This window comes from Ruegeria sp. S263, from assembly GCF_056780525.1.
Genome location: NZ_CM165558.1, coordinates 3,341,098 through 3,368,057, shown reverse-complemented (window position 1 = coordinate 3,368,057; position 26,960 = coordinate 3,341,098). Strand labels below are relative to the sequence as shown.

Sequence of the window (26,960 nt, the reverse complement as noted above, 5' to 3'; positions counted from 1 at the left end):
GTTTTTCTGGCTCAACAGCAGCCGCATCCGGCGTGGTGGTGATCATGGTCGCAGGCCGGGGCAGGGGCATAGTCACCCACCTCGGACAGCACATCGCGCAGCGTCCACAGGATCATGTCGACGTCATCCGCCTCGATCGTCAGGGGCGGGCGGATTTTCAGGATGTTGTCCTTGGGCCCTTCGCTGCCGATCAGGATGCGGTGATCGCGCATCCGGTTCTTGACGTATTTGCAGATCTCGGTGCCCTCGGACCCGTTGGGGTTGATCAATTCGACCCCCAGAAACAGGCCCATGCCGCGCACGTCGCCGACACAGGCAAAATCACCCTCAATCGCGCGCAGCCCGTTCATCAGCCGCGCGCCCATCACGCGGGCGTTGTCCTGCAACCCCTCATCATCGACGATGTCCAACACCTCTTTCCCGATCCGGCAGGACAAGGTTGATCCACCGAAGGTCGAGAAGAACTCGATCCCGTTGTCAAAGCTTTGCGCGATTTCCCTGGTCGTGACCAACACACCCAGAGGGTGCCCGTTGCCGATGGGTTTGCCCATGACCACAATATCGGGCAGCGCGCCCTGATGCTCGAAGCCAAAGTAATACTCACCCAGACGGCCCAGCCCGGTCTGCACCTCGTCGGCGATACACACCCCTCCGGCGGCGCGGATTTTTTCATAGACTGCGGGCAGATAACCCTTGGGCGGGATGATCTGACCCCCGACCGAAGGGAACGTCTCGGCGATGAAACCGGCAACGCCGTGCCCTTTGTCCTGCAAAGCGGCAATCGCAGGGTCCACTAAATCCGCGAACTTTGTAGCGCGGCCGGGATCGTCGCGCTTGAATGATCCGCGATAATCGTCGGCCACTTCGACCAGTTCGACCCAATCCGCCTGACCCACGCCGCCGGGCTTGTTGAACTTGTAGGCCGAGATCGCAACCGCCGCATTCGTATTGCCGTGATAACCGTGATCCGGCGTCACGATCCCCTTGGCCCCGGTATGCGCGCGCGCCAGCCGCAGGGCCAGTTCATTGGCCTCGGTGCCGGAATTGACGAAAAAACAGACCTCAAAGTGATCGGGCAGTTTCGACAGCACCTTGTCTGCAAAAGCGGTCTGTGCCGGGTGCAGATAGCGGGTGTTCGAGTTCATCCTCCGCAACTGATCCGCCGCCACCGCCTGAATTCGCGGATGTGCGTGGCCCACATGGGGGACGTTGTTATAGGCGTCCAGGTAAGGGCGCCCCCATTCATCGAACAGGTGGTGTTTCCACCCGCGCACCAGCATCACCGGGTCGTCATACGTCAGGCTGAGATTGCCGCCAAAGTGCTCGTGCCGCCCCTTCAGGATCGCCTGTTTGTCTGTCGGGCGATAGAACACCTTGTCATCGGGCAGGTTCAACAGGGCTGCGGGGTTCGGGCAAACCGCGTGCCACAGCTCCATCTCATCGGGATCACCAACACCTGGCCAATCATTCTGCATTCCGTCCGTGGTCATCGCCAGCTGGAAATGCACATGTGGGGACCAGCCGCCGTTCTGGCTGGCATCCCCCAGACGCGCGAATGCCGCGCCCTGAGCTACGGGATCACCAGGTTTCAGTCGCTCGCACACCTCGGGGTCCAGATGACCATAGAGCGTATAGAACGCATCCCCCTCGGGCGTTTCATGATGCAGGATCACCACACCGCCGTAGTCCAGATGGGCGTCACGGTTCTCGACCGCCTCAACACGTCCGCTTAACGGTGCGTGTAGCAAGGTGCCCACCGGGGCAAACACATCCACGGCCAGATGTACCGTTCGCCGATCTGACGCTTTCCACGGTCCCTTGCGGAATCCCGGCTCGGCATAGATCAGGCGCGGCTCGTTGTAATAACCCAGCCACGGGCCCTCACCATACTCCTCGCCCACGCGCGCGGCCTCGGCCAAAGGCATGTCGAAAGGATTCTGCGGCCAGACACAGTTTTCCACCGACAAAGACCCCATCGGCACATCGGTCAAGTCTTGCCTGAACATTGGGGCAAACTGTCCGCGATGCTCATGCAGATAGGTAAGGACATGCTCGGCGCCGTCGGTGACAGGCAGCCCGCAGGCCACACGCAACCGCGCAGACATCAGGCCACCATTCACCGCCTTGTTCTCCAGGAACCGCCACGCCGGGGCCTGACTGATCGTAACATACGGATCATCAGGGTTTTCAGCCGCCATCAAGGTCGAGTTCACAACCGATACCGCCAGCCGCATCCGTAACAAAGGCCAGATCAGGTCAACCTCTTCCGGACGCAAACGATTGGCCGCGTGATACCCGCGCACCAAAGCGGCCAGCGCATGTTCTGGTCTAGGGTGATCCAGAACGATATACGCCCCGGCAATCGCCAGATCGCACACGCGGGGGGCGGCACACATGTCGCCCAAATCTATCAGCCCGGATACGCTTTGGCGCTGACCCAGATCGCCTTCGACCAGAATGTTGTAATCATTGGCGTCGTTGTGGATCGCCTGTTTCGGCAACGTGGCAAGCGCAGCTGAGGTCGCTGTAAATTCGGCGCAAATCTCTGTCAAAAGCACCCGCTGCGCGGTGTCCGTAATCGCGTCCAACTTTTCCAAAATCCAGCCGGCCTGCGTCAGGTCCCACTTGAAGCTGGCCCGGTTCAACCCGCTATGCGAAAACCCTTCCAATGCGCGATCTGTTGCCCCCAATACGCGCCCCAGCCTGAGTATCAGGTCTTCGGATTTAGGCGCGGCCTTGGCGTAACATTGCCCCGGAAGGCGTTCCAGCAGCCACGCTAGACGCGGCGCACCTTCCTGATCTTCAATTTGTGGCAGTACCACACCTTCAAGATCTTGTATCACCTTCGGAAAGGGCAATCCTGGCGCAACGTGCGCGATGTGATCCAAAGCTTTGACCTGAAGGTCCACGAGTTCCTGCTCACATCCGGCGCGCATGACTTTGAGCACATAGTCCTGACCATTTGTCGCCTGCACCAGAAAGTTAAGGTCGTATTCGCCATCCAAACGGGTCAGTCGCGCATCCAGACCCCAATGCTGGCGCAATGCGCCTGTCCAGAAACCAATCAAGTCGCTCATTCGAATTCCTGTCCCGCGTTCAGCGGGGTCCTCTTCATCTGGCCCTAAATATCCTCGGGGGTGAATTGGGCCACGGCCCAAGAGGGGGCAGACAGCCCCCTTGCTTCATCCCAACGCGCGCAAACGCTTGATCAGGGACGAGGTGTCCCAGCGCCCGCCGCCCAGTTTCTGCACATCCTTGTAGAACTGATCAACCAGAGCCGTCACAGGCAGAGACGCACCTGTTTCATCTGCGGTGCTCAGGCAGATGCCCAAATCCTTGCGCATCCAGTCAACAGCGAAGCCGTGATCGAAATGGTCGTCCAGCATGGTCTCGTACCTATTCGCCATCTGCCAGCTTCCTGCCGCGCCCTGGCTGATCACCTCAACCACCGACCGGCCGTCCAGCCCGGCTTTTTCGGCAAAATGCAACGCTTCACTAAGGCCCTGAACCAAACCAGCGATGGCGATTTGGTTGCACATCTTCGTCATCTGCCCCGCGCCGCTGTCGCCGATCCGGCGGCAGATTTTGGAATAGACCTGCATGATCGGCTCTGCCGTGTCATAGGCCAGCTGGTCGCCGCCGCACATGATTGACAAGACCCCGTTTTCGGCCCCCGCCTGCCCGCCCGAGATCGGGGCATCGACAAAGGCGATCCCACGGGTTTTGCCCGCCTCGTACAACTCGCGCGTCACCTTGGCAGAAACAGTTGTGTGGTCGACAAAAATCGCACCGTCAGACATCCCGTGAAACGCGCCATCTTCGCCGGTGCACACCATGCGCAAGTCGTCGTCATTTCCGACGCAGGACATGACGAACTCAGCACCTTCGGCTGCCTCATGCGGTGTCGCGGCCATTGCACCGCCATGCTGGGCAACCCATGCTTCGGCCTTGGCTTGCGTTCGGTTGTAGACGGTTACGTCGTGACCTGCGGCCTGCAGATGGCCGGCCATTGGGTAGCCCATGACACCCAATCCAAGGAATGCGACTTTTGCCATTTGGTGATCCTCTCTCATGCCCGGTTGGGTCGTTCAGCAGAGACAAACCAAAGCTGCGTGCAAAGGGCAACCCCGTGTTATGCTTTGCCTCCCAAATCTTGCAGGATTGGACAGTCGGGCCGATCATCACCCGCACATGCGTCAATCAGGTGTCCCAACGTATCGCGCATGGCGTTCAGGTCAGCGATCTTGGCCTCGACCTGGGCCAGATGCGCGCGCGCGACCTTCTTGACGTCGGAACTGGCGCGGGTGTCGTCTTCGTATAGGGCCATCAATGTGCGGCAGTCTTCGATCGTAAAGCCCAATGCACGGGCGCGGCCCAGAAAATTCAGCTTGTGTATGTCCTGACTGCGGAACCGGCGGTACCCGTTGTCATCGCGCAGGGGTTTGACCAGTCCGATGTCTTCGTAATAGCGGATCGTCTTTGCGGGTAACCCGGTCTGGGTCGAAACATCACCGATATTCATGGTGCCACCGTTTGCTGAGTTTCTGTGTGCTCTCTTTCAGGCAAAGTGGCCCGGACCCGGCGCAGGCGCAGCGCATTTGTGACTACGAAAACACTGGAAAGCGCCATTGCTCCGGCGGCCAAGGCTGGGGACAGCAATGGCCCGCCAAAGGGAAAAAGCACGCCTGCCGCAACCGGTATCAGCAAGACGTTATATCCAAACGCCCAGCCCAGGTTCTGCCGGATGTTCCGCATGGTGCGGCGGCTGATATCCATCGCGTTCGCCACACCGCGCAGATCACCTGACATGAGCACCACATCCGCCGTTTCAATGGCCACGTCGGTTCCAGTACCAATCGCAATACCAATATCCGCTGCTGCAAGCGCCGGGGCGTCATTGATGCCATCCCCGACAAAAGCCAGCGATCCAAACTGGTCGCGCAGGTCATTGATCGCGGCCAGTTTGCCGTCCGGCAATACCTCGGACGTCACGTGATCAATACCAAGTTTCCGGGCAAGCGACTGCGCCGTGCCGCTATTGTCCCCGGTGACCATCGCCAGAGTCAGCCCCATCGCATGTAGCCTGCCAAGGGCCTCAGCAGTGCCGGGTTTGAGCGGGTCTGAAACTGCAATCATTGCGGCGGCCTTGCTGTCGACAGCCAGGAACAAGGGGGTTGCGCCCTCGGCCGCGCGCTGGTCGGCGTCCTGTTTCAACTCTGACACATCCACGTTGTACTGCCGCATTAGCCTGAGCGACCCGATGATAATCTCTTGCCCGTCAACCAAGGCCCGAGCTCCCAAGCCTGTCAGTGACTGGAAGTCCGACGCATCGGGCGGCACCGCAGGCCCTGCGCGCGTGATCGCAGTTGCAATCGGGTGTTCGGATCGGGATTCAACCGATGCCGCAAGCCGTAGGGCTTGATCGTTGTCGAACCCGTTGGCCGTCACGATAGTTTCAAGTTCAGGGCGTCCCTGTGTCAGTGTCCCGGTCTTGTCCAACGCAACGACCTTGGCTTGCTGAAGCTGTTGCAGAGCATCGCCCTTGCGAAACAGAACACCCAATTCGGCTGCGCGGCCCGTGCCCACCATGATCGACGTCGGTGTTGCCAGCCCCATGGCGCAGGGGCACGCAATGATCAGAACCGAAACACCTGCGACCAAGGCCATCGGCAAGGCGGGCGCAGGCCCAAACAGCAACCAAGCCGCAATCGTTAGTGCTGCAACACCGATAACCGCTGGCACGAACCACGCGGTGATACGGTCGACCAGCCCCTGTATAGGTAATTTTGCACCTTGCGCCTGTTCAACCATCCGAATGACTTGTGCTAGAACAGTATCGGCACCAACGCGCGCTGCCCTTACCCGCAGCGCCCCAGTGCCGTTGATGGTGCCAGCCACGACCTGATCCGCCTTGGATTTTCCAACAGGGATCGGCTCACCCGTAATCATGCTTTCATCCACGAAGGACGTGCCTTCCAGAACTTCGGCGTCCACCGGAACACGCTCACCTGGTCTGATCTGAAGGATATCGCCCACCACAATCTCCGAGATCGGGCGGTCGATCATTGTGCCGTCCCGTTCCACCCTGGCCGATTTGGGTTGCAGGCCGATCAGCTTCTGGATCGCAGCACCAGTGCGCCCCTTTGCGCGTGCCTCCATCGCGCGACCCAGAAGGATCAGGACGACGATGACGGATGCCGCTTCGAAATAGACATTGGCGCTGCCTTCCGGCAAGGCGCCCGGCGCAAAAGTCGCGACAACCGAATACAAATAGGCCGCCCCGGTTCCCATGGCGACCAGCGCGTTCATGTCCGGGGACCTGCGCAGCAAAGAAGGGATGCCTTTCGCGTAAAAGACCCGACCCGGTCCAAGCAGAAGAAGAGTGGTCAGGCCAAACTGAATAAGGTGGCTTGTCTGAGTTCCAATCGTGGCGTGAACCCAATGATGAAAGGCTGGGATCATGTGCCCGCCCATTTCCAGCACAAAAACGGGCAGCGCCAGCATTGCGGCAAACAGTGTGGCGCGAGTCAGCGAATTGGCTTCCTGCGCCTTGCTGTGGTCTGCTTCACCGTCCTCTTGCGCGACACGGGCTGGATAACCCGCTTTGGTACAGAGGTCCGCCAGCGCCTGTGCGGTGGTTGCCCCGTCCACATACGTCACCGTCGCAGTTTCAGTCGCAAGATTGACCTGCGCTTCAACGACGGCTGGATCACCTGACAAAAGCCCTTCGATCTTGCGCACGCATGAGGCGCAGCTCATGCCGGAAACATTCAGCGTCGTATGAGCAATAGCAGTGGGATAGCCCGCCTGATCCAGCGCGTGTGTCAGCGACTCAACTGGCCCGGAAAATGAGACCTGTGCGGTTTCGGTAGCAAAATTGACCGCGGCCGATGTGACGCCCGGAACGTCATCCAGAGCAGCCTCAACGCGACCAACGCAGGACGCACACCCCATTCCGGTGATTTTCAATTGAATTTTCTGCGGTGTAGTCATCCGACTCATCCCGAAGTGCTTTTCACCCTCTAAATGAGGGTTCCAGTCACGGGAAGGTCAAGGGGGTGCGAGTGGATATATGTGTATTTTGAAGAAGAATTAAGCCCCATCTGCCTTATCGCTTCGCGAGATGCTCCAGCAACAAAGAGTTGTAGGTAGCCGGAGGAGGAGAACGCACCGCTTCGGGAGATGCAAAAAAGCCTAGCATCAGAACTCCGGTCGACAGGGTACAGCCAATCAGGCAAATAAAAGCGAAATTCAACGTGGAACGCGGCATGAACTGCTTCCTTGCTTACAGAACATAATCAGGACTTCCGGCAAGCCGTTTCAGGATCGGCTTGCCAGTTGCTGTTTCAGTTTCTCGTTTTTGGCCTGAAGCTGCGCCAGTTGTTGACCAAGCGTGTTCAGGTGGGGGCGCAGTTCCGCCTCGGTAAAACGTGGTGTGATGTGGCGCGGGCAATTCCAATCCAGCCCCTCGACCCGAATAATGACGGCGCGTTCTGCCACAGCATCGGCTTCATCGGGAAACAGGCTGGCTGCGGCGGCTTCGCCTTCGGTGAACGCGACCCGCCCCAGAATCTTCAATCGGCGCTGGTTTGCATAATCCATCAGGATCATGGCCACCCGGTCGTTGCCGTCCAGATTCCCACGAGAAATATACTGCTTGTTGCCGGAAAAGTCGGCGTATCCAATCGTTGTCGGGCCAAACACTTTCAGAAATCCGGCAGGCCCACCGCGATACTGAACATAAGGCCAGCCGGTCTCGGACACCGTGGATTGATAGAACCCATCCCGGGCTTCGATAAACGCTTTTTCTGCGGGGCCAATCTCATGACCTTGCTGGGGGCCGCCCTCAAGGAACTTGGCATAGGTCTTGGCAGAACCCATACGTTCCTGATGGGCGCGAACGGCAGGCGTGAACATCAGTTCGGAAAATGCACGGGGCATGGGCTGTCCTTTCTACAGGCCGAGATCTGACAGGCCGGGGTGATCATCAGGCCGGGGGCCGCTGGGCCAGTGAAACAGCCGGTCTTCTTCCGAAATCGGCACATCATTCAATGACGCATGACGTTTAGCCATCCGGCCATCAGTAGCAAATTCCCAGTTCTCGTTCCCGTATGAGCGGAACCACTGACCGCTGTCATCGTGCCATTCATACGCATAGCGCACGGCAATCCGGTTGTCTGAATGTGCCCAAAGTTCTTTGATCAATCGGTAATCCAGTTCCTTCCGCCACTTTCGCGTCAGAAAGGCGTGGATTTCTGCATGGCCGGTAATGAACTCGGCGCGATTACGCCATTGACTGTCTTCGGTGTAGGCGGGCGTGACGACATCCGGATCGCGGCTGTTCCAGCCGTTTTCAGCCATCCGAATCTTTTGAATGGCGGTTTCCTGCGTGAACGGGGGAAGAGGGGGGCGTGTCATTCTGGTTCCTTTCAGGTCAATGAGGCCGCAAGCAATGCGATGGTCAGAAGAATGGGGACATACTGAGGTGAGAAGGGGCTGGCACGGCGTCTCATCTGGAAGCTCCAAAGGTTTACTGATCGGTACATGTTGTAATTGAAGGTGTACAGATCGGTAATGTTTGTCAAGTGTCACGTCGATATTTTTCTCGGGGCTGTATTGTAAGGTTCTTGTGTTATTTGAGATATTCCCCGCAGATTTGGAAAGAGGTTGTAGTTTTCAGATCAAAATAATATGTACAGATCAGTCAAGGATTGAGCTAATAAATGCGCCCAAACAAACGAGATGAACTGGTCCGCAAGGCCCTGCAGGTCTTTTACCAAGACGGATTCCACGCCACGGGTATGGATAAACTGGTGGTGGAAACTGGCGTGTCCAAGACCTCGATGTACAAGCATTTCCGAACCAAAGAGGAATTGATCCTTGCTGCGCTGCGTTTGCGGGACGAGAACTTTAGAAACTGGTTTCTGCGTCGCATAGAAGAACTTGCCGACACGCCGGCTGATCAGTTGATCGCCAGTTTCGACGCCTTGGGCGAATGGTTCGAAGAGGATGGATTTCGCGGCTGCATGTTCATCAAGGCCGGTGCAGAGTTTCAGGACAAGACGCATCCGATCCATGTTCAGGCGGCCGAACATAAACGCCTGCTGTTGGAGTATTTCACCGATCTTGCACGCAGGGCAGGCGCGTCTGCCCCTGAGGCACTTGCCTGTCAGATTCTATTGCTGAAAGAAGGGGCCATCGTAACGGCGGTTCTGCTCAAATCCTGCGACCCGGCCCGCGAAGCCAAGGCCGCCGCAAAGGTTCTTCTGGAAGCGGCGTTGCTGAATTAGTTTCGGCCTGTTCGAATTCCTGAAATGACGTTGCGTTGTGTGTCTCTGCACGCATTGGATCGTTTGTCGGTGCAGATTACGGTGCGCAAAATTTGTTTTTGGGAGGACGCTCTATGTCTCTGTTTTCTGCTACATCCGCTTGGGCGACAGAAGAACACAAGATGTTCGCTGAAATGGCGAGCCGATTTATGGCAGATGAACTGGTGCCGAATATCGAACGGTGGAACGACAACGGTGTTGTTAACCGGGAATTCTGGCGCAAGGCCGGGGATATGGGGCTGATGGCGGGTGCCATCCCCGAGGAATACGGCGGCGTTGGCGGCGACATTGGGTTTGACGCGATCACGATGTATGCGCAAACCTCACATGGGGACGCAGGTTGGGGGTATGGAATTCAGTCCATCGTGACCCACTATATTACTGCCTACGGAAGCGATGAGCAGAAACAAAAGTGGCTGCCCAAGCTGGCCTCTGGCGAAATGGTTGGCGCATTGGCGATGACCGAACCTGGGGCGGGATCTGACGTTCAGTCCATCCGTACAACCGCAGAAAAGGACGGGAACTGCTATCGCCTGAATGGCTCTAAGATTTTCATCACCAATGGGCAATCTGCCGACCTTATTCTGGTTGCGGCGAAAACCGACAAGTCCGAGGGCTCCAAGGGAGTTTCACTGGTCGCCGTCGAAACAGATGGCGCCGAAGGGTTTCGCAAAGGGCGCAACCTGAAAAAACTGGGTATGAAAGGCAACGATACGGCCGAGCTGTTCTTTGAAGACGTGAAGGTTCCGATGACGAACCTGATCGGGCCCGAAGAAGGGCAGGGTTTCTACCAGATGATGAAACAACTGCCGTGGGAACGTCTGACGATCGCTATCATCGCGCTGGGGTCTATTGATTACGCAATCGCCGAAACGGTGAAATACACGCAGGAACGCAAAGCCTTTGGGCAGCGTGTCATGGATTTCCAGAACACCCGCTTCAAGCTAGCCGAGTGCAAGACCAAGGCCGAAATTCTGCGCAGCTTTGTGAGCGATTGTATTGCCAAGTTGGAGGCAGGAACTTTGGACGCTGCGACGGCGTCCATGGCCAAATATTGGGGGTCCGAGGCGCAAAACGAAGTCATGCATGAATGCCTTCAGCTTTTCGGTGGTTACGGGTTCATGATGGAGTATCCCATTGCCCGCCTTTACACGGACGCGCGGGTTCAGATGATTTACGGTGGCACCAACGAGATTATGAAGGAATTGATCGCCCGTTCGCTGGATACCTAGATCGAAAGAGGCTTTCCCGCCCGTCGTCGATGTTTCTGTCGAAACACCTCCTCCCGTTGGGCATGGCAGGTGCGGGCCTTGCCCGCACCTGCCGCGCGCGTTGCCAACTGGCAGTTAAGTTGAAGGCGGCGCTGGCTTAGTCCGCGTCAGAGCTGTCGGTATCTGAAGCCGCAACCTGATCTTGCAGCCAGAGCCGGAATGACTTGAGCGGCTCAGGCTCTGCTCTGGATTGCGGCCAAACAAGGTAGAAATCGCCCAGACTGAAACCCGGACCGTCCCAGGCAAGGGCCAGTCGTCCAGACTTTAGGTCATCATCAACCAAATAGCTGGGCAGCAATGCAACGCCCAGCCCATGAATGGTTGCCTGGCACATTGTCGAGAACTGGTCAAACAGCATTCCCTGAATGCCCGAAACCTCGTGCCCTTGAACGGCGAACCATTTCTCCCACGCGTCGGGGCGCGTTTCCAATTGCAGAAGGGGCGCTTTCAGCAACCACTCGATGTTGCCGTTCTGGTCGGGTAGCAGCGCGGGCGCGCAGACCGGCAGGACGTCTTCTCGCATGATGGGAAGGTAGTTGACGCCGGTCCAGTCTTTGCGGCCGAAATGGATTGCGGCGTCAAAGCGTTCCCTGTCAAAATCAAAGGGGCGCAGGCGTGTATTCAGGTTCACCGTGACCTCGGGGTGCTTGCGGGCAAAGTCCTGAAGGCGTGGCGCCAACCAGTGCATTCCGAACGCGGGCAGTATCGAAAGGTTCAGGGATCCGCCGGTCGGGTTGGCCTTTAGTTTCAACGAAGCCTGCGCCAACTGATGCAAGGTCGCGCGGGCCACCTGAACATATTCCTGTGCCGCAGGCGTCAAGTGAAGCCGCATATGACTGCGTTGGATGAGGTCGACGCCCAACTGTTCTTCCAAAGTCTTGAGCTGCCGACTGATTGCGCTTTGGGTCAGGGACAGTTCTTCGGCAGCGGCCGAGGCGCTTCCCAAACGATCCACGGCCTCAAGCGCCAGCAGCGAGGGGATCGAGGGCAGAAACCGACGAGGCGCAATCATATGATATTTCCTCATACCTTTTGAATGGAATATCACTGGCCTTTCGTGTGCGCCAGTCCGATACAGAGATCTGGGTTCACTTGTGGCGAAGGTGCCTTGGGGCCGGGCCGGATGGGATGTGTTGGCGGTGCAAGGTGCAACGGCGACTTTCCGTTGCCAAAACCGTGTGAAGCCTGTGACAAAGAGAGTATCCCATCGTGGATGCTGCTGCGAAACAGTTTTTGAATGAGGCCGCTGATGGATCGCGCTCAGATCGTTCACGACAATTTTCTGAACCGGGTCGCACAGGGGGATCTGCCAGACGGCCCATTGCCTTGCCCGGGGTTGAACAAGACAGACGCGGTTTCCCTGTTTCGGTCGCAGGTGCTTAGTCGGGCGTTGGACCGGACCAGCCGTGCGATGCAGAAGGCGGGGCAGGGGTTCTATACCATCGGCTCCTCGGGGCACGAAGGGATGGCTGCGGTGGCTCATGCATTGCGCCCGACCGATATCGCGTTCCTGCATTACCGCGATGCGGCGTTTCAAATTGCGCGGTCCGAGCAAGTGCCGGGTCAGCAGATAGCGTGGGACATGTTGCTAAGCTTTGCCTGCTCGAAAGAAGAGCCGACATCGGGAGGGCGGCATAAGGTCTTGGGGTCCAAGGCGCTGATGATCCCGCCGCAGACGTCTACGATTGCCAGCCACCTGCCCAAGGCGGTTGGCGCGGCCTATTCATTGGGCGCGGCACGGCGTCACGATCCCGAACACCGGGAACTGCCTGAAGATGGAATAGCGATGTGTTCCTTTGGTGATGCGTCGGCCAACCATTCGACAGCTCAGGGCGCGATCAACACGGCGGGTTGGACCAGTGTTCAGTCAACGCCGTTGCCTCTTTTGTTTGTGTGCGAGGATAACGGGATCGGCATTTCGGTGAAGACGCCCACCGGTTGGATTCAGGCGTCCATGCAGCACCGACCGGGGATAAAGTACTTCCAAGCCAACGGTTTGGACATTTTTGAAACTTTTGCCGTGGCTAAAGAAGCTGCTGACTACGTCCGAACCCGGCGCAAGCCAGCGTTTCTGCATCTGCGCACTGTGCGCCTTTATGGTCATGCCGGGGCGGACGTGCCCACGACCTATTTGACAAAGTCCGAAGTTGAAGCGGATGAAGCGAATGATCCTCTACTGCATTCGGTGCGACTGTTGGGTCAGGCAGGCGCGCTGACGCCCGATCAGGCGCTGAAGATTTACAATGACACCTGCGCCCGAACTGAGCGTATCGCAGCCGAGGCCGCTTCGCGCCCGCACCTGGCCGACGCGGCTGAGGTCATGGCAAGCCTGATTCCCCCAACACGTGCCTGCAAGCCCACCAATGGCCCAAGCGCCGAGGCACGCACGCGCGCGTTTGGAAGCGATCTACGCGCGATGGACGATCCCCAACCCATGAGCCGACTGATTAACTGGGCACTGACCGATTTGATGCTGGAGCATGGCGAGATTGTCTGTATGGGCGAAGATGTCGGTCGCAAGGGCGGCGTCTATGGCGTGACGCAAAAGCTGCAACAACGGTTCGGGCCGGATCGGGTTATTGATACGCTGTTGGACGAGCAATCAATTCTGGGGCTGGCAATCGGCATGGGGCATAACGGGTTCATCCCGATCCCCGAAATCCAGTTCCTCGCCTATCTTCACAATGCCGAAGACCAGATCAGGGGCGAGGCGGCAACCCTACCGTTTTTCTCGAACGGCCAGTTCTCGAACCCGATGGTTCTGCGGATTGCGGGTCTGGGGTATCAGAAAGGGTTCGGGGGGCATTTCCACAACGACAACTCTCTGGCCGTATTGCGCGATATTCCCGGGGTGATTATCGCCTGCCCTTCGACAGGATCGGACGCTGCGCAGATGCTGCGTGAATGCGTGCGGCTGGCGCGGGAAGAACAACGTGTTGTGGTGTTTCTGGAACCTATCGCGCTGTATCCCATGCGCGATCTGCACGAAGCTCAGGATGCCGGGTGGATGACGACCTATCCCTCGCCGGATCAACGCATCGCGATTGGAGAGGTCGGGGTGCACGGTGACGGGACCGATCTGGCGATCGTCACCTATGGCAACGGGCACTACCTGTCGCAAAAGGCGCTGCCTGCTTTGCGGGCGGCTGGGCTAAAGCCTCGTGTCATTGATATGCGCTGGCTTGCGCCACTACCGGCAGAAGCGCTGCGCGCGGCGACCAAGGGATGCAAACATATCCTGATCATGGATGAATGCCGCCGGACCGGAAGCCAGTCCGAGGCGTTGATGGCCTTTTTTGCCGAAAACAGCGCCGATACCCCTGTCGCACGGGTCGTGGCTGAGGACTGCTTTATCGCGACCGGCCCCGCCTATGCCGCGCCTTTACCGTCAGAAGAAAGCATCGTTGACGCTGCGCTCAAGCTGACCGGAGGCCGATCATGACCCGCACCGCAGTTGTCATCTGCCCCGGGCGGGGCACTTATAATAAGCCTGAGTTGGGATATTTGCATCGCCACTACGCAGACCGCATGGACATGCTCCACCGGTTTGACGATCTTCGTGCTGAGGCCGGACAAGAGCGGGTAACTGATCTGGACGGCGCGGGGCGCTTTTCGGTCAGCAAATACTCGCGGGGGGATGTCGCCTCGCCTTTGATCTATGCGGCATCCTTATCGGATGCCTTGGATCTGGCTGACGATATCGAGGTGGTCGCTGTCACCGGGAACTCGATGGGGTGGTATATCGCCCTGGCCGTGGCGGGTGCGTTGTCGCCCGAGAACGGGTTCCGCGTCGTGAACACCATGGGGACGTTGATGCAGGATCACCTGATTGGCGGGCAGCTTGTCTATCCCTTTACGGATGAGACATGGAAAAACGATCCGGTCCGCAAGGCGGAGTTGCTGGCCGATGTCGCGCGGATCAATGCGATCGACGGTCATGATCTGGCATTGTCGATCGACTTGGGGGGTATGCTTGTGCTGGCGGGCAATGAGGTGGGGCTGAAGGCCTTTGAAACCTCTCAGCCTGTTGTCCAAAATCAGTTCCCAATGCGACTGGCGAACCACGCCGCATTCCATACACCTCTGCAAGCGCCAGTCGCCGCTGAGGGGCGGTCGCGCCTAGGGGTTGAACTTTTCAGCCAACCGACCCGGCCCCTTATCGACGGGCGGGGCAAGGTTTGGTGGCCGGGCGCTACGGATACGCAGGAACTTTGGGATTATACGTTGGGGCATCAGGTGACGGAGGCCTACGACTTCACCCGTTCCGTACAGACGGCGGCCCGCGAATTCGCACCTGACCTTTTCATAGTCACCGGTCCCGGCGCAACGCTGAGCGGTGCTGTTGCGCAATCACTGGTGCAGGCGAATTGGCGTGGGATGAAGGACAAGGCCGCGTTTCAGGAACGGCAGGACACGCAACCGGTCCTTCTTGCCATGGGGCGCGAGGACCAAAGGGCCCTTGCAACCGGCTGATGCAAGCTGGATGATCCGACCAATTTTCAAGGAGCAGCCCGTGCGCGACCATGACCAGTCCCTTTGGCAACAGACCTGCCGCGAACGGGTCGAAAGCACTGTGCTGACAAATACCCTGACCGTCGATCTTGCGGTGATCGGCGGGGGGTATACCGGCTGCGCGGCGGCGTTGACCGCTGCGCGTGCCGGGGCGTCGGTTTGTTTGCTTGAGGCGCAAGAGATCGGGCATGGCGGGTCAGGCCGCAATGTGGGTCTTGCAAATGCCGGATTGTGGCTGCCACCCGAGGATATCCGGGCACATCTGGGGGCAGCGTCAGGGGATCGCCTGATCAACCTGCTTGCTGTCGCACCTGCCGACGTCTTTGAACTGATCGAGCGGCACGCGATTGATTGCGAACCTGTGCGCAACGGAACCGTGCATTGCGCCCATTCCGGTGCGGGTTTGAAAGATCTGCAAAACCGCTACGCGCAGCAACGCGCAGTGGGTGCGCCGGTTGAGTTGTTATCCACCGATCAGACGCGCCAACGCACAGGCAGCGCGGCTTTCCACGGATCACTGTTTGACCCGCGGGCCGGAACCATTCAGCCGCTGGGCTATGTGCGCGGGCTTGCACGGGCTGCGTCCGAGGCCGGGGCGCAGGTTTTCACGCGCAGCCCGGTTCAATCGTTGACCCGTAGCGGGGATATCTGGGTGCTTGAAACGGAACGAGGCTCAGTGCGAGCCAAAGCCGTGATTCAGGCCACAAACGCCTATCATCAAAGCCTTGCGGCGTCGGCACCGGCTTATGTCCCCGTCTACTATTTCCAGTTTTCCACCGCCCCCTTGTCGGACAACCTGCGGGCCAGCATTTTGCCGGGCGGAGAAGGGTGTTGGGATACTGGGTTGATCATGACCTCATTCCGCGTCGATCAGGATGATCGGTTCATTATCGGTGCGATGGGTGATCTTTCACACGCGGGGAGTGGAGCGCACAGGCGCTGGATTCGGCGCAAATTGTCCGAACTGTTCCCGCAACTGTCCGACCTGCCGTTGACTGAGGGCTGGCATGGGCGGATCGCGATGACCTCGGATCATATCCCGAAGATCACCGAGATTGGCCCAAACGCGCTTTCTGTCCATGGGTATTCCGGGCGAGGCATCGGGCCGGGAACCGTGTTTGGCCGGTTGGTGGCCGAAAGCCTGTTGCGCGAAGATCCCGATCTCTTGCCCGTCCCGATGGTGTCGGAATACTGCGAAAGCTGGACCGGCCTGCGCCGCGCCTATTTTGAAACCGGCGCGGCGTTGACTCATTTTGTCAAAGCGCGGTTCTGAATTCAGACCGACCGGGTAATGCCGCCGTCAACGCGTATGTTTTGGCCCGTGATGTAACCCCCGCCTTCTGACGCAAGCAATGCAACGACCGAGGCGATCTCATCATAGCTGCGCCCATATCGGCCCATAGGAATGCGGGCGCGGAAATCCTCGTTCTCGGGCAGGCTGTCGATAAAGCCGGGCAGGACGTTGTTCATGCGGATATTGTCAGCGGCGTATTTGTCTGAATACAGCTTGGTGAAGGCGGCAAGGCCAGCGCGGAACACGCCCGAGGTTGGAAACACGGGGTCAGGCTCGAACGCAGCAAAAGTCGATATGTTGATGATCGAGCCACCGCCTTGCGCCTGCATGATCGGCGTCACCAGCCGCGTTGGCCGGACGGCGTTCATGAAATACACATCCATTCCCGTGTGCCAGTCTTCATCGGTCAGATCCAGAATGGGCGCGCGCGGCCCGTGCCCCGCGGAATTCACAAGCACATCTATGCGTCCCCAATGGGCCATCGCTGCATCGACCAGTTTTTGCAGGTCGTCTGTCGACTGGTTCGACCCGGTCACGCCGACCCCGCCCAGTTCATGCGCCAATGCCTCGCCTTTGCCCGACGAGGACAGGATGCCCACCTTGAACCCGTCGGCGGCCAAGCGGCGGGCAGAATCTGCCCCCATGCCGCTGCCGCCTGCTGTAATTAGCGCTACTTTCGTCATCTCAAGCCTCCGATGTCTAGTGCTCTAAAGATGCGCTCTGACTGGTGGTTTGACCAATCAGTTCTTCTGTCTTTATGCTGTAGAAAAACTACAGGATAAGCAAATGGCAGCCCTGCCCCCATTGAACGCGCTCCACGCCTTTGAAGTTGCGGCCCGGCATTTGAATTTCCGGCTTGCAGCAGAGGAGCTTGGCGTCACTCAGGGTGCCGTGGCGCAACAGGTCCGTGGGCTTGAGGCGCGATTGGCCGAAAAGCTGTTTGAACGTCTGCCGCGCGGTTTGGCGCTGACCGAGGCGGGTCGCCGTTTTCATGCGCCACTGCGCCGGGCGTTCAGGTTGATTGAAGAGGCCGTGGATGAATTGTCCAGCGATCAGCAAGTTGTTGTTTCAGTGACACCAAGCTTCGCTTCAAAATGGCTGGTGCCGCGTTTGCCAGATCTGACAGACAAGCACCCCGACATCTCGGTGAAAATTGATGCGCGGGAACGGCTGGCGGATTTCAAGGGTGACGGCGTGGACATCGCCGTGCGGCAGGGACGAGCGCCGTTTGGGGCGGGCCTGACATCAACCCCTTTGTTTTCAAATGCGTTCGTTCCGGTCTGCAGCCCCGAATTGGCAGGGGAGATCACGCGACCAGCGGACCTTTTGGACCACGTTCTTCTGAACGATACGCATGGGTTGTGGCCGCTGTTCCTTGAACGCCTTGGGCTGGTTGGCAAGCCTCGAGTTATGAGTTTCAGCCAGACGAGTCTGACCATTGACGCCGCTGCCTCGGGGCAGGGGATTGCACTGGCACATGAACCTCTGGTCGCGACGGAACTTGCATCGGGACGGCTTGAACGGCCCTTGTCGGATGTTCTGATCGAAGACCTCGGGTTCCATGTTGTCAGCCCGGCAAAACCGCGGCAGCCCGAATTGGTTGCGTTGATGAAGAACTGGCTGCTGTCTCAATCGTGAAGCGTGGCCGCTATGTTTTCTATTCGTCCCCGCAACCAGCGATGCGCGGGGTCATTGGCAAACCTCTGATGCCAGACCATGTAGATCGAGACCGGTTCACAGTGAAACGGTAACGGTGCGCAATCCAACGCGGCGAGGGGACCGTGCCTCATCAAGGCCGTGTCGGTTGAAATCAGGTCGCTTCCTTTCACAAAGGATGGGATGGCGTTGAAATGGGGTAAGGTGACCGTGGCGGGCCTGATCTGGTTTTGGTCCACACCCCGCATGACCGCGCGCGAACTGCGCCCGTCCGTGAACCGCACCTCGACATGTTCGGTTTCGCAATATGTTTTCCAATCGTTTGGCGGCTGGCGGCGGGTTCCGTCGTAGTAGATCATCAGCGGGCTGCTGAGGACACGCTTTTGAAAGATGTCTGGCCCATCCGGTGGCAATGGGGACAGCATCAACTGACACCGGTCGCTGCGCAGCAGGTCCGGATCCGGTACGCCCGAGGGAATAAAGCCAAGCCGCAGTCTGATACCTTCGGAACGGACCAAGCGGAGCAGTTTGGGGAAGATCAACTCTCGCGGCATGTCGTTTGTGGCGATTTGAACGTGCAATTCCTCGGATAGCGGATCGAACGGGCGATCGTCGGTCAGCGCCCGCAATCCATCAAGCACGCCTTGCACCGGTTCTTTCAGGGACAGGGCGCGTTCGGTCGGTATCAGGCCTTGACCTGAACGAACAAACAAAGGGTCTCCCAGAACCTGCCTCAGCTTGGCCAGCGTATGGCTGATCGCCGATTGCGTAACGCCCATTCGGTCCGCAGCCTTTGAGACCGAGTTCTCCTCGAGTATCGTCAAAAAGACGCGCAGAACTTTGCCATCAAGGTCAGTGAAATCAATTTTGCTCATGCCGTCTATGATAATTCATGAATGGATTGGTGGTCCATGACGATTTAGATGACGTTGAGCAAACAGGAGGCACGCGATGGGGATCCGCTTTTTCTCGGACAGGAACAGGTCGGTACATATGGGGTCGTACCCTTTGGAACGGCTGGCCCGGCAGACCGCGATGCCAGATATGTCTGGGGCCCGTCAAATGCCGGTTCTCAGTTTCCAGCGCCCTAATCAGCCCGAAAGCATCGTGAATGCGATGGGTGAGTTTCAGGCGATGATGGATGCGACCCGCGACGGGTTCGTGAACCCGGTGCCGTCCGAGATACCCACAGATCCGACAGAGCGTGCCAACCACCTGAAGGCGTTTGGATATTTCAACGATGCATCCATGATGGGCTGCGGTCCGCTTCCCGCCGAGGCATTGCTGTCCGAACCCCGCCGCAACCCCGATATTGACCGTCTGGCCCATGCGTTGAAGACGCGCCAGACCAAGACGCTGGCGTCCGGCATCGACCTGATCATGGCCGATTTGAAGGAAAGCATGGAGGCCGAGCCGCGCCCCATGGACCGTCATCGTCATGCGATTGTCTTTCTGTACGAATACAACCGCGACCCAAATCCGGAAGAACCCGGGTCCGACTGGATCATGAACGCGCAGGACCACCGCGCATGTCTGCTGGCCACCGAGAACGCGGTGGTCATCGCCAATTACATCCGCATTCTGGGGTTTGACGCGCGGGCGCACACGGTCATGTCGTCCGAGGTTGATCTGGGAAAGCTCGCCGTCGCGGCGGGCCTGTGTTCGGTCGAGGACGGAGAGGTCGTTGCCCCATGGCTGGGCAAACGGTTCGGGCTGGCTGCCGTGACGACCGAGATGGAGATCGCGCATGATCTGCCATTGGCGCCGATGGCCCGGCAGCCGTGGTTTCACACCCAAGGCCCCGCTTGGTGGCTGGGTACGGGGTTTGCCAAGAACGCGCTGAATCGCGACGCTTATGCCAAACGGCGCTATGTGGATGGGGCGCATCCGTTTGAAAAACTCAAGCGGGTCGACGCGCCCACCACGTATATTGACGAAGAAAACGTCGCCCGCGTCCCCAAACGCGCTGACATGTTCGCACGGGCACAATTCGGCGACATGGGGAAAAACCTGCAGGACGCGGCGAAAGGCGGTTATTACGTTCGCAAAGCGGCCCCCAGTTTCGCGCAACGCCGCGCGCTGGGCGCGTTTGTGTTGTTGCAGGATGGGGAAAGCGCGGACACTTCGCCACCAACCGATACCGCACGCAATGCCGCGAATATCAAGGCGGCCACGTATTTTCTGGGCGTTGATGCGGTGGGCCTTAGCCGCTGCCCCGAGTGGGCGTGGTACTCCCATGATGCGACGGGCGAGGAGATCAATCCGCCCCACGACCAAGCCATCAGCATGATCATCGACCAAGGCTATGAAACGATGGAGGGCGCCAGCGGCGATGACTGGATCAGCGTCGCGCAGTCGATGCGCGCCTATCTGCGGTTCTCGCTTCTGGGTGGAGTGATCGCGCAGCAGATCCGTAACCTCGGGTACAAGGCCCGCGCGCATACGGTAATGGATGGTGAGGTGCTGCAACCGCCCCTCCTGTTGTTGTCCGGGTTGGGTGAGGTCAGCCGGATCGGAGAGGTGATCCTGAATCCCTACCTTGGGCCGCGCCTGAAGTCCGGTGCGGTGACAACGGATATGCCGATGGCCCATGACAAGCCGATTGATTTCGGCCTGCAAACCTTTTGCGAGTCTTGCAACAAATGCGCCCGCGAATGTCCCTCGGGCGCGATCACCGCCGGGCCAAAGCTGATGTTCAACGGCTATGAAATCTGGAAATCCGACAGCCAGAAATGCGCCACCTACCGCGTGACCACGCCGGGCGGTGCAATGTGCGGGCGGTGCATGAAGACCTGCCCGTGGAACCTAGAGGGAATCTTCAAAGAGCGTCCGTTCCGATGGGCCGCGATGAACATCCCTCAGGCCGCGCCCGCGTTGGCGAAACTGGATGACACTGTCGGCAATGGCGGCCTGAACGACATCAAGAAATGGTGGTGGGACATCGAAGTGCAATCGGACGGCGCTTACCGCCCGACCGAGCATCCGTTGAACCGACGAGACCTGCAAACCGATCTTGATCTGAAATACGAAGACCAGACGCTTGCGGTCTACCCCGCCTACCTTGCGCCGCATCCCTGGCCCTATCCCTTTGCCATGGACCGTGAGGCCGGGATCGCCGCGTATCAGGCAATGGTGACCGCAGATGAATACAAGGCCCGCAAAGCTGCGGGTGATATGTCGGTGATTCACCGCTACGCGATCGCGGGCGATGCTCCGGTGATGCGGGTTGAACTAACGAAGGTCGGTAAGATGACGGCAGATGTGACCAAGTACGAATTCTCTACTCTGGACGGCTCGCCTTTGCCGGAATGGACTGCTGGCGCGCATCTGGACGTTCTGGTCGCGCCGGAATTCCTGCGGCAGTATTCCATGTCCGGCGACCCGTCCGACCGCATGACCTATCAGATCGGTGTGCTGCGCGAGGATGACGGGCGCGGCGGCTCGGCCCTGCTGCACCGGATTTTCAACGAGGGGCGCAAGGTCTTCATCTCGAAACCCATCAACCATTTTGAACTGGACGAAGGCGCGACCAAGAGTTTTCTGATGGGCGGCGGAATCGGAATAACGCCGATGATAGCCTTCGCCCATCGGTTGCACGCCTTGGGCAAACCGTTCGAACTGCATTATTCCGCCAGCACCCGCGCCGGGGCCGGGTATCTGGAAGACTTGGCGGGGATGCCTTGGGCGGATCATGTGCATTATCATTTCTCGGACGAAGGCACGCGCGCCGACCTGGATGTGATCTTGAAAGGCTATCAGGACGGTTGGCATGTCTATACCTGCGGACCGGATCGGTTCATGGACGGGGTGATGCAGGCGGCTGAGCGTCAGGACTTTCCCGATGAGGCGCGGCATCTGGAGTATTTCTCGGTCCCCGAACAACCCGAATACGAGAATCACGAATTCACCTTGCGGCTGGCCAAGTCGGGCCGCGATCTGACTGTGCCCGCAAACAAGGACGCCGCGCAGGTGTTGAATGAGGCGGGTATACACGTGGATGTGAAATGCGCTGACGGCATCTGCGGGGTCTGTAAATGCGGCGTGGTCTCGGGTGAGGTCGAACACCGTGATTTCGTTTTGTCCAACAAGCAGCGCGAGGGGGCGATCATCCTTTGCCAAAGCCGAGCTGCGCAAAAAGATGGTGTGATCGAGATCGACCTCTGATCGGAAGTTCAGAAATGACATTTTGAATCGCAAAATTTGGTCGTTCCAGCCATGGACGCCGGGGCGGTGCTGCACTAACGTCCCCTGCGAACCCCAGTAAATCCTGATCAACAGGTGCGAGGTATTTTCATGGATTATCACAGCCCCGCCAGTTTCGCCGAGGCGTCGGCTCTGGCTGCAAACGCAACGGGCGTTACCCGCTTTCTGGCTGGCGGAACGGATGTTCTAGTGCAGTTGCGCTCGGAATTGGTTACGCCCGACACGCTGATCGACATCAAGAAAATCGACGGTGTCAGCGACATAACCCGCAACGCTGATGGAAGCTGGACGCTGGGCGTTGCCGCCACCGGCGCCGAGATGAGCGAACACCCCGAGCTTGGCCGCGACTGGCCCGGCGTGGTTGAGGCGATGGATTTGATCGGATCCACGCAGGTGCAGGGCCGCGCAACGCTGACCGGCAACTTGTGCAATGGTTCTCCGGCGGCGGATTCGGTGCCTGCGATGGTTGCGGCAGGCGTGACTGTGACGGTCATCGGCCCCGAAGGTGAGCGCGAGGTGGCGGTCGAAGACATCCCCACCGGCCCCGGCAAAACGTCGCTGGCCAAGGGCGAGGTTGTCTCAGCCGTGAATATCCCTGTGCGCGGGGACAACGCGGGCGACGCCTATCTGCGGTTCATTCCGCGCACCGAGATGGATATCGCCGTGGTCGGCGTAGGTGTCAGCCTGCGTCTGGATGGCGATACTGTGGTCGAGGCGCGTGTGTCGCTGGGCGCGGTCGCCCCCACCGTCCTGCTAGTTGAAGATTGCGCCAAAGCCATCATCGGCAGCACGCTGGACGACGCGGCGCTGGATGCGCTGGCGGCAGCGGCCTCTGCAGCCTGCAACCCGATTGACGATAAACGCGGGACGATCGCATTCCGCACCGAGGTCGCTGGCGTTCTGGCCAAACGTGCCGCGAAAATCGCCTATGCCCGCGCGAAGGGAGAAAAAGCATGAGTAAGCTCCACGTATCCACCACCGTGAACGGGGATGAGGTCGATTTTCTGTGCGACCCCCGTGAAACCTTGTTGGACTGTCTGCGCGACAAGCTGAATCTGACCGGCGCGAAAGAGGGCTGCGGAACCGGCGACTGCGGCGCGTGTTCCGTCACCGTCGATGGCCGTTTGGTCTGTTCGTGCCTGATGTTGGGTGCCGAGGCCGAGGGTAAGCAGATCGAAACCGTCGAAGGTATCGCGGATGGTGACGTGCTGCACCCGTTACAGCAGAAGTTCATCGACCATGCCGCCCTGCAATGTGGCATCTGCACACCGGGCATTCTGGTGGCGGCCAAGTCGCTGCTGGAAAAGAACCCCAACCCGACCGAGGAAGAAACCAGGTACTGGCTTGCAGGCAACCTTTGCCGCTGCACCGGTTATGACAAGATCATTCGCGCCGTGATGGAAACGGCAGAAGAATTGCGGGAGGCGTCGTAATGGCTCTGGACGATCGTAAGACAGAATTTACCTTTGTCGGCACTCGCCCGAACCGCCCAGACGGGTTGGACAAGGTCACGGGCCGGGCCAAGTTTGGCGCGGACATGTCAGCCCCGGGGATGCTGCACGGTGCGATCCTGCGCTCGCCCCATGCCCATGCGCGGATTGTGAAGATCGACGCGTCCAAAGCTGAGGCGTTGAAGGACGTCAAAGCCGTCGTCACCCGCGCCGATTTCGCCGAAGTGCCGTTCATGCCCGGCCTGGAAGGTGAGTTCTGGAATGTGCTGGAAAACGTCATGGCGGGGGAAAAGGCGCTGTATGACGGGCACGCAGTTGCGGCTGTTGCGGCGACATCGGCTCTGGCCGCGCGCGACGCGTTGAAACTGATCGAGGTCGAGTACGAGGTTCTGCCCCACGTCACTGACGTGGACAAGGCGATGGCCCCGGATGCGCCGGTCATCCGCGAAGGGGCTGCGGATTATTCCGTGCCCGAGGGGATGCATCCCAACGTCGTGCGTTATCACGAAAGCGGCCATGGCGATGTCGAGGCCGGGTTCGCCGAGGCAGATCTGGTGATCGAAGACAGTTTCGTCACCGAAGCCACCCATCAGGGCTATATCGAACCGCATGCCTGTCTGGGGATGCTGGGCACTGACGGCAAGGGTGAGCTGTGGTGTACCACTCAAGGCCACTGGATCGCGCAAAAAACCTGTGCGGCGCTTTTGGGCATCGAAACCTCGCAATTGCGCGTCACCGCATCCGAGATCGGAGGCGGTTTCGGTGGCAAGACAACGGTATTCATCGAACCTGTCGCGCTGGCACTCAGCCGCAAGGCCAACCGGCCCGTTAAAGTTGTGATGACCCGATCCGAGGTGTTCCGGGCGACCGGTCCGACAGCTTCGGCGTCGATGGATATCAAAATCGGGATGAAGAAGGACGGCACAATCTCTGCCGCGCAGGGTGTATTCCGCTTGCAGGGTGGGGCATTCCCGGGCGCGCCCGGCGACATGACCGCCATGTGCGCCTTTGCGCCTTACAACCTGACCAACGTCAAGCAGATCGGCTATGACGTCATGGCCAACCGTCCGAAACAGGCGGCCTATCGCGCGCCGGGTGCGCCAATGGGCGCGTTTGCCGTTGAGTCGGTGATTGACGAGCTGTGCAAGAAGCTGGGTCTGGACCCGGTCGATGTACGCCTGAAAAACGCGGCCCATGAAGGGACCAAGGCCAGCTATGGCCCGCGCTATCAGCGGATCGGTCTGGTTGAAACGCTGGAAGCGGCCAAGGCGCATCCGCATTATTCGGCCCCACTGAATCCAGGGCAGGGGCGCGGGATTTCCTGCGGGTTCTGGTTCAACCACGGCGGCGAGACAAGCGTGTCGCTGGCCCTGTCCGAGGACGGCTCGGCGCAGTTGATGGTGGGGACGCCGGATATTGGCGGCTCGCGCGCGTCGATGGCGCTGATGGCGGCCGAAGTGCTTGGTATCCCTTATGAAAACATCCGTGTGACAATCGCGGATACGGCGACGCTGGGCTATAACGATGTCAGCCACGGTTCACGCGTGACCTATGCCAGCGGTCTGGCGACCATCAAAGCGGCGCGCCATGCGGTTGAGAAACTGAGCGAACGCGCGGCGGCCAAGTGGGGCATCCCCGTGGACGCGGTAAAATGGGAAAACGGTTGCGCTGTCCCGTCTGGCCCCAATGCCGGAGATTTCGATCCGATGCCACTGGCTGATATCACGGCCAATATGGGCAGCACCGGGGGGCCGATCTCGGGCCATTTCGAGGCGACGCCCGAAGGTGCAGGTGTATCCTTCGGCACGCATATTGTGGATGCCGAAGTTGACCCGGAAACGGGTAAGACCAGCATCACGCGCTATACGGTCATTCAGGACGCGGGCAAGGCTATCCACCCGACCTATGTGGAAGGCCAGTACCAAGGCGGCGCTGCACAAGGGATCGGTTGGGCGCTGAACGAGGAATATATCTATGGCGAGGATGGTCGGCTGCAAAACTCGATCTTCCTTGACTATCGCATCCCCGTCGCCAGTGACCTGCCCATGATCGACACGGTGATTGTCGAAGTCCCCAACCCTGGCCACCCGTTCGGCGTGCGCGGAGTGGGTGAAACAGGAATCGTGCCGCCTCTGGCCGCTATCGCAAATGCGGTATCGCAAGCGGCGGGCGTTCGAATGAAGCAACTGCCGATGTCCCCGCCGCGCATTCTGGCCGCGCTTAGGAACAATGGTTGAGGTTCACCTCTGGTCTGGTCTTCGGTCTTTGACCGGGGGCCAGCAGGTGGTGGAGGTCGATGCCAAAACCACGGGTGAGCTGCTACAGGAACTGGTGCGGCTACATCCTCAGCTTCAAGGGCCGATAGATGCCGGCGTGTCCATCGCGATTGACGGGCGCGTTGTAGCCAGCGGTCTGACCGAGCCGATCCCTGAAGGCAGCGAAATCTATCTGATGCAAAGGCTGAGGGGCGGTTAGCCCTTCGGCGACCACGGCTCGCGCCCAACCATCCGGTCAGCCTCGGCTGTGATGTCGTTCATATGTTTTTCAAGGCTGAGGCGCAGCGCTTCGATCTGGTCTTCGGTCGCTTTGCGCGGAACGGGATCCGTCCATTCGCGGCACAAAAAGACGCCTTCGTTCCGCCACGGGCGCGGCATCAGTAGGCGATCCCAGGTTCCAGCCTCGCTTCCGTGTTTGGCTGAGAATGTGATGCCAAAGACCCGTTTGCCCGACGTGCGCGCCCAGATCAGGGGCACGGTTGAAGATACGCGTTCAGGCCCACGCGGACCATCGGCGGCGATCCCGATCGAGATACCCTGTTTCATCTTTCCAAGAACCTCGCGCGACAAGGCGACGTGGCGCTTGTGGCTGGACATGGCAATCGTGTCCATGCCGAACAGTTTCTGCACCCGGCCTACCATGCTGCCTGCACGTGCCGACGAGGTGATCGAACAGATGCGACCCTTGTCCAATGGAAAGAAATAGGGCGACTGCGCCAGTCGCTGATGCCACAGAACAACGATGACCGGTTCGCCTTGATCGGCCAGTTGGTCAAGTTCTTCGTACCCGATACGTTGCCACTTGGTATTGCGGTTGACCATCCGGATATAGCTTGCGATCCGCCGGGCCGCCCAGTTCAGAACGGCTTCGCTGTCGGCAATTTTCTTGCGGAGGTTCACGTCAGGCGTCCTTCTGTTGGCGAAAATGTGTCTTATAGAACTCAACGCCGCGCGCAACTTGTTTGTGA

21 protein-coding genes are annotated in these 26,960 nt (G+C 59.1%); 11 read left to right on the top strand and 10 right to left on the bottom strand.

The features are described from left to right. Positions 1-11: 11 nt before the first annotated feature. The 6 genes from ACT2B1_RS16575 to ACT2B1_RS16550 form a co-directional block, all read right to left on the bottom strand. Positions 12-3,077, bottom strand: a complete 3,066-nt coding sequence (locus tag ACT2B1_RS16575) for an aminotransferase class III-fold pyridoxal phosphate-dependent enzyme (RefSeq protein ID WP_481668204.1) — start codon at positions 3,075-3,077, stop codon at positions 12-14. A 105-nt stretch (positions 3,078-3,182) separates the two neighbouring features. Continuing rightward, the gene (locus tag ACT2B1_RS16570; RefSeq protein ID WP_171123739.1) at positions 3,183-4,055 is read right to left on the bottom strand and encodes an NAD(P)-dependent oxidoreductase; all 873 of its coding nucleotides are present in this window, start codon (positions 4,053-4,055) and stop codon (positions 3,183-3,185) included. Positions 4,056-4,132: 77 nt separating this feature from the next. Beyond that, positions 4,133-4,522, bottom strand: a complete 390-nt coding sequence (gene cueR, locus ACT2B1_RS16565) for a Cu(I)-responsive transcriptional regulator (RefSeq protein ID WP_171123737.1) — start codon at positions 4,520-4,522, stop codon at positions 4,133-4,135. Next, the gene (locus ACT2B1_RS16560) at positions 4,519-6,993 is read right to left on the bottom strand and encodes a heavy metal translocating P-type ATPase (protein ID WP_481668203.1); all 2,475 of its coding nucleotides are present in this window, start codon (positions 6,991-6,993) and stop codon (positions 4,519-4,521) included. Before ACT2B1_RS16560 ends, cueR begins: the two co-directional genes overlap by 4 nt. A 327-nt stretch (positions 6,994-7,320) precedes the next feature. After that, complete coding sequence (locus tag ACT2B1_RS16555; RefSeq protein ID WP_171240946.1) at positions 7,321-7,941, bottom strand: pyridoxamine 5'-phosphate oxidase family protein; 621 nt, start codon at positions 7,939-7,941, stop codon at positions 7,321-7,323. 12 nt (positions 7,942-7,953) lie between these two features. Next, positions 7,954-8,418 carry a nuclear transport factor 2 family protein gene (locus ACT2B1_RS16550; protein WP_171211267.1) on the bottom strand — a complete coding sequence of 155 codons (465 nt, stop codon included), beginning with the start codon at positions 8,416-8,418 and terminating at the stop codon, positions 7,954-7,956. 305 nt (positions 8,419-8,723) lie between these two features. Between ACT2B1_RS16550 and ACT2B1_RS16545 the strand changes: the two genes are divergently transcribed. Then, on the top strand, positions 8,724-9,290 hold the full coding sequence (locus ACT2B1_RS16545; RefSeq protein WP_171123732.1) for a TetR/AcrR family transcriptional regulator: 567 nt from the start codon (positions 8,724-8,726) through the stop codon (positions 9,288-9,290). A 113-nt stretch (positions 9,291-9,403) separates the two neighbouring features. Next, positions 9,404-10,561 carry an acyl-CoA dehydrogenase family protein gene (locus tag ACT2B1_RS16540; protein ID WP_171240943.1) on the top strand — a complete coding sequence of 386 codons (1,158 nt, stop codon included), beginning with the start codon at positions 9,404-9,406 and terminating at the stop codon, positions 10,559-10,561. Positions 10,562-10,697: 136 nt separating this feature from the next. On the opposite strand, the gene ACT2B1_RS16535 is transcribed toward ACT2B1_RS16540, so the two are convergent. Then, positions 10,698-11,612, bottom strand: coding sequence for a LysR substrate-binding domain-containing protein (locus tag ACT2B1_RS16535; RefSeq protein ID WP_171126245.1), 915 nt, complete (start codon positions 11,610-11,612; stop codon positions 10,698-10,700). Positions 11,613-11,849: 237 nt separating this feature from the next. Between ACT2B1_RS16535 and ACT2B1_RS16530 the strand changes: the two genes are divergently transcribed. From ACT2B1_RS16530 to ACT2B1_RS16520, 3 genes are read left to right on the top strand one after another with little or no spacing between them, the layout of a single operon-like run. Next, the gene (locus ACT2B1_RS16530) at positions 11,850-14,042 is read left to right on the top strand and encodes a dehydrogenase E1 component subunit alpha/beta (RefSeq protein WP_481668202.1); all 2,193 of its coding nucleotides are present in this window, start codon (positions 11,850-11,852) and stop codon (positions 14,040-14,042) included. Then, on the top strand, positions 14,039-15,073 hold the full coding sequence (locus tag ACT2B1_RS16525) for an ACP S-malonyltransferase (RefSeq protein WP_481668201.1): 1,035 nt from the start codon (positions 14,039-14,041) through the stop codon (positions 15,071-15,073). Before ACT2B1_RS16530 ends, ACT2B1_RS16525 begins: the two co-directional genes overlap by 4 nt. Before the next feature lie 40 nt (positions 15,074-15,113). Then, positions 15,114-16,385: an NAD(P)/FAD-dependent oxidoreductase gene (locus ACT2B1_RS16520; RefSeq protein ID WP_371808165.1), complete on the top strand. Its 1,272-nt coding sequence runs from the start codon at positions 15,114-15,116 to the stop codon at positions 16,383-16,385. Positions 16,386-16,387: 2 nt separating this feature from the next. Here ACT2B1_RS16520 and ACT2B1_RS16515 read toward each other — a convergent pair whose 3' ends face one another. Further along, complete coding sequence (locus ACT2B1_RS16515; protein ID WP_171126242.1) at positions 16,388-17,089, bottom strand: SDR family oxidoreductase; 702 nt, start codon at positions 17,087-17,089, stop codon at positions 16,388-16,390. A gap of 103 nt (positions 17,090-17,192) precedes the next feature. Between ACT2B1_RS16515 and ACT2B1_RS16510 the strand changes: the two genes are divergently transcribed. After that, positions 17,193-18,044, top strand: a complete 852-nt coding sequence (locus ACT2B1_RS16510; RefSeq protein ID WP_171240939.1) for a LysR substrate-binding domain-containing protein — start codon at positions 17,193-17,195, stop codon at positions 18,042-18,044. Here ACT2B1_RS16510 and ACT2B1_RS16505 read toward each other — a convergent pair. Continuing rightward, positions 18,035-18,937, bottom strand: coding sequence for a LysR family transcriptional regulator (locus ACT2B1_RS16505; RefSeq protein ID WP_481668200.1), 903 nt, complete (start codon positions 18,935-18,937; stop codon positions 18,035-18,037). The genes ACT2B1_RS16510 and ACT2B1_RS16505 overlap by 10 nt on opposite strands. A 76-nt stretch (positions 18,938-19,013) precedes the next feature. Here ACT2B1_RS16505 and ACT2B1_RS16500 point away from each other — a divergent pair, with 76 nt between their 5' ends. The 5 genes from ACT2B1_RS16500 (at position 19,014) to ACT2B1_RS16480 (ending at position 26,191) form a co-directional block, all read left to right on the top strand. Continuing rightward, entirely contained in the window at positions 19,014-22,226 is a 3,213-nt protein-coding gene (locus tag ACT2B1_RS16500; RefSeq protein ID WP_481668199.1) for a reductive dehalogenase, read from the top strand. 129 nt (positions 22,227-22,355) lie between these two features. Then, positions 22,356-23,222 (top strand): FAD binding domain-containing protein, encoded by an 867-nt coding sequence (locus ACT2B1_RS16495; protein ID WP_171240937.1) that lies wholly within the window; start codon positions 22,356-22,358, stop codon positions 23,220-23,222. Beyond that, entirely contained in the window at positions 23,219-23,698 is a 480-nt protein-coding gene (locus tag ACT2B1_RS16490; protein ID WP_171126237.1) for a (2Fe-2S)-binding protein, read from the top strand. Before ACT2B1_RS16495 ends, ACT2B1_RS16490 begins: the two co-directional genes overlap by 4 nt. Next, complete coding sequence (locus ACT2B1_RS16485) at positions 23,698-25,953, top strand: xanthine dehydrogenase family protein molybdopterin-binding subunit (RefSeq protein WP_171240936.1); 2,256 nt, start codon at positions 23,698-23,700, stop codon at positions 25,951-25,953. The genes ACT2B1_RS16490 and ACT2B1_RS16485 overlap by 1 nt, the downstream gene beginning before the upstream one ends. Further along, complete coding sequence (locus tag ACT2B1_RS16480; RefSeq protein ID WP_170385336.1) at positions 25,946-26,191, top strand: MoaD/ThiS family protein; 246 nt, start codon at positions 25,946-25,948, stop codon at positions 26,189-26,191. The genes ACT2B1_RS16485 and ACT2B1_RS16480 overlap by 8 nt, the downstream gene beginning before the upstream one ends. Here the strand turns inward: ACT2B1_RS16480 and ACT2B1_RS16475 are convergent. Then, positions 26,188-26,892: a lysophospholipid acyltransferase family protein gene (locus tag ACT2B1_RS16475; protein ID WP_171240935.1), complete on the bottom strand. Its 705-nt coding sequence runs from the start codon at positions 26,890-26,892 to the stop codon at positions 26,188-26,190. The two genes, ACT2B1_RS16480 and ACT2B1_RS16475, sit on opposite strands and share 4 nt — an antisense overlap. Positions 26,893-26,960 lie beyond the last annotated feature (68 nt).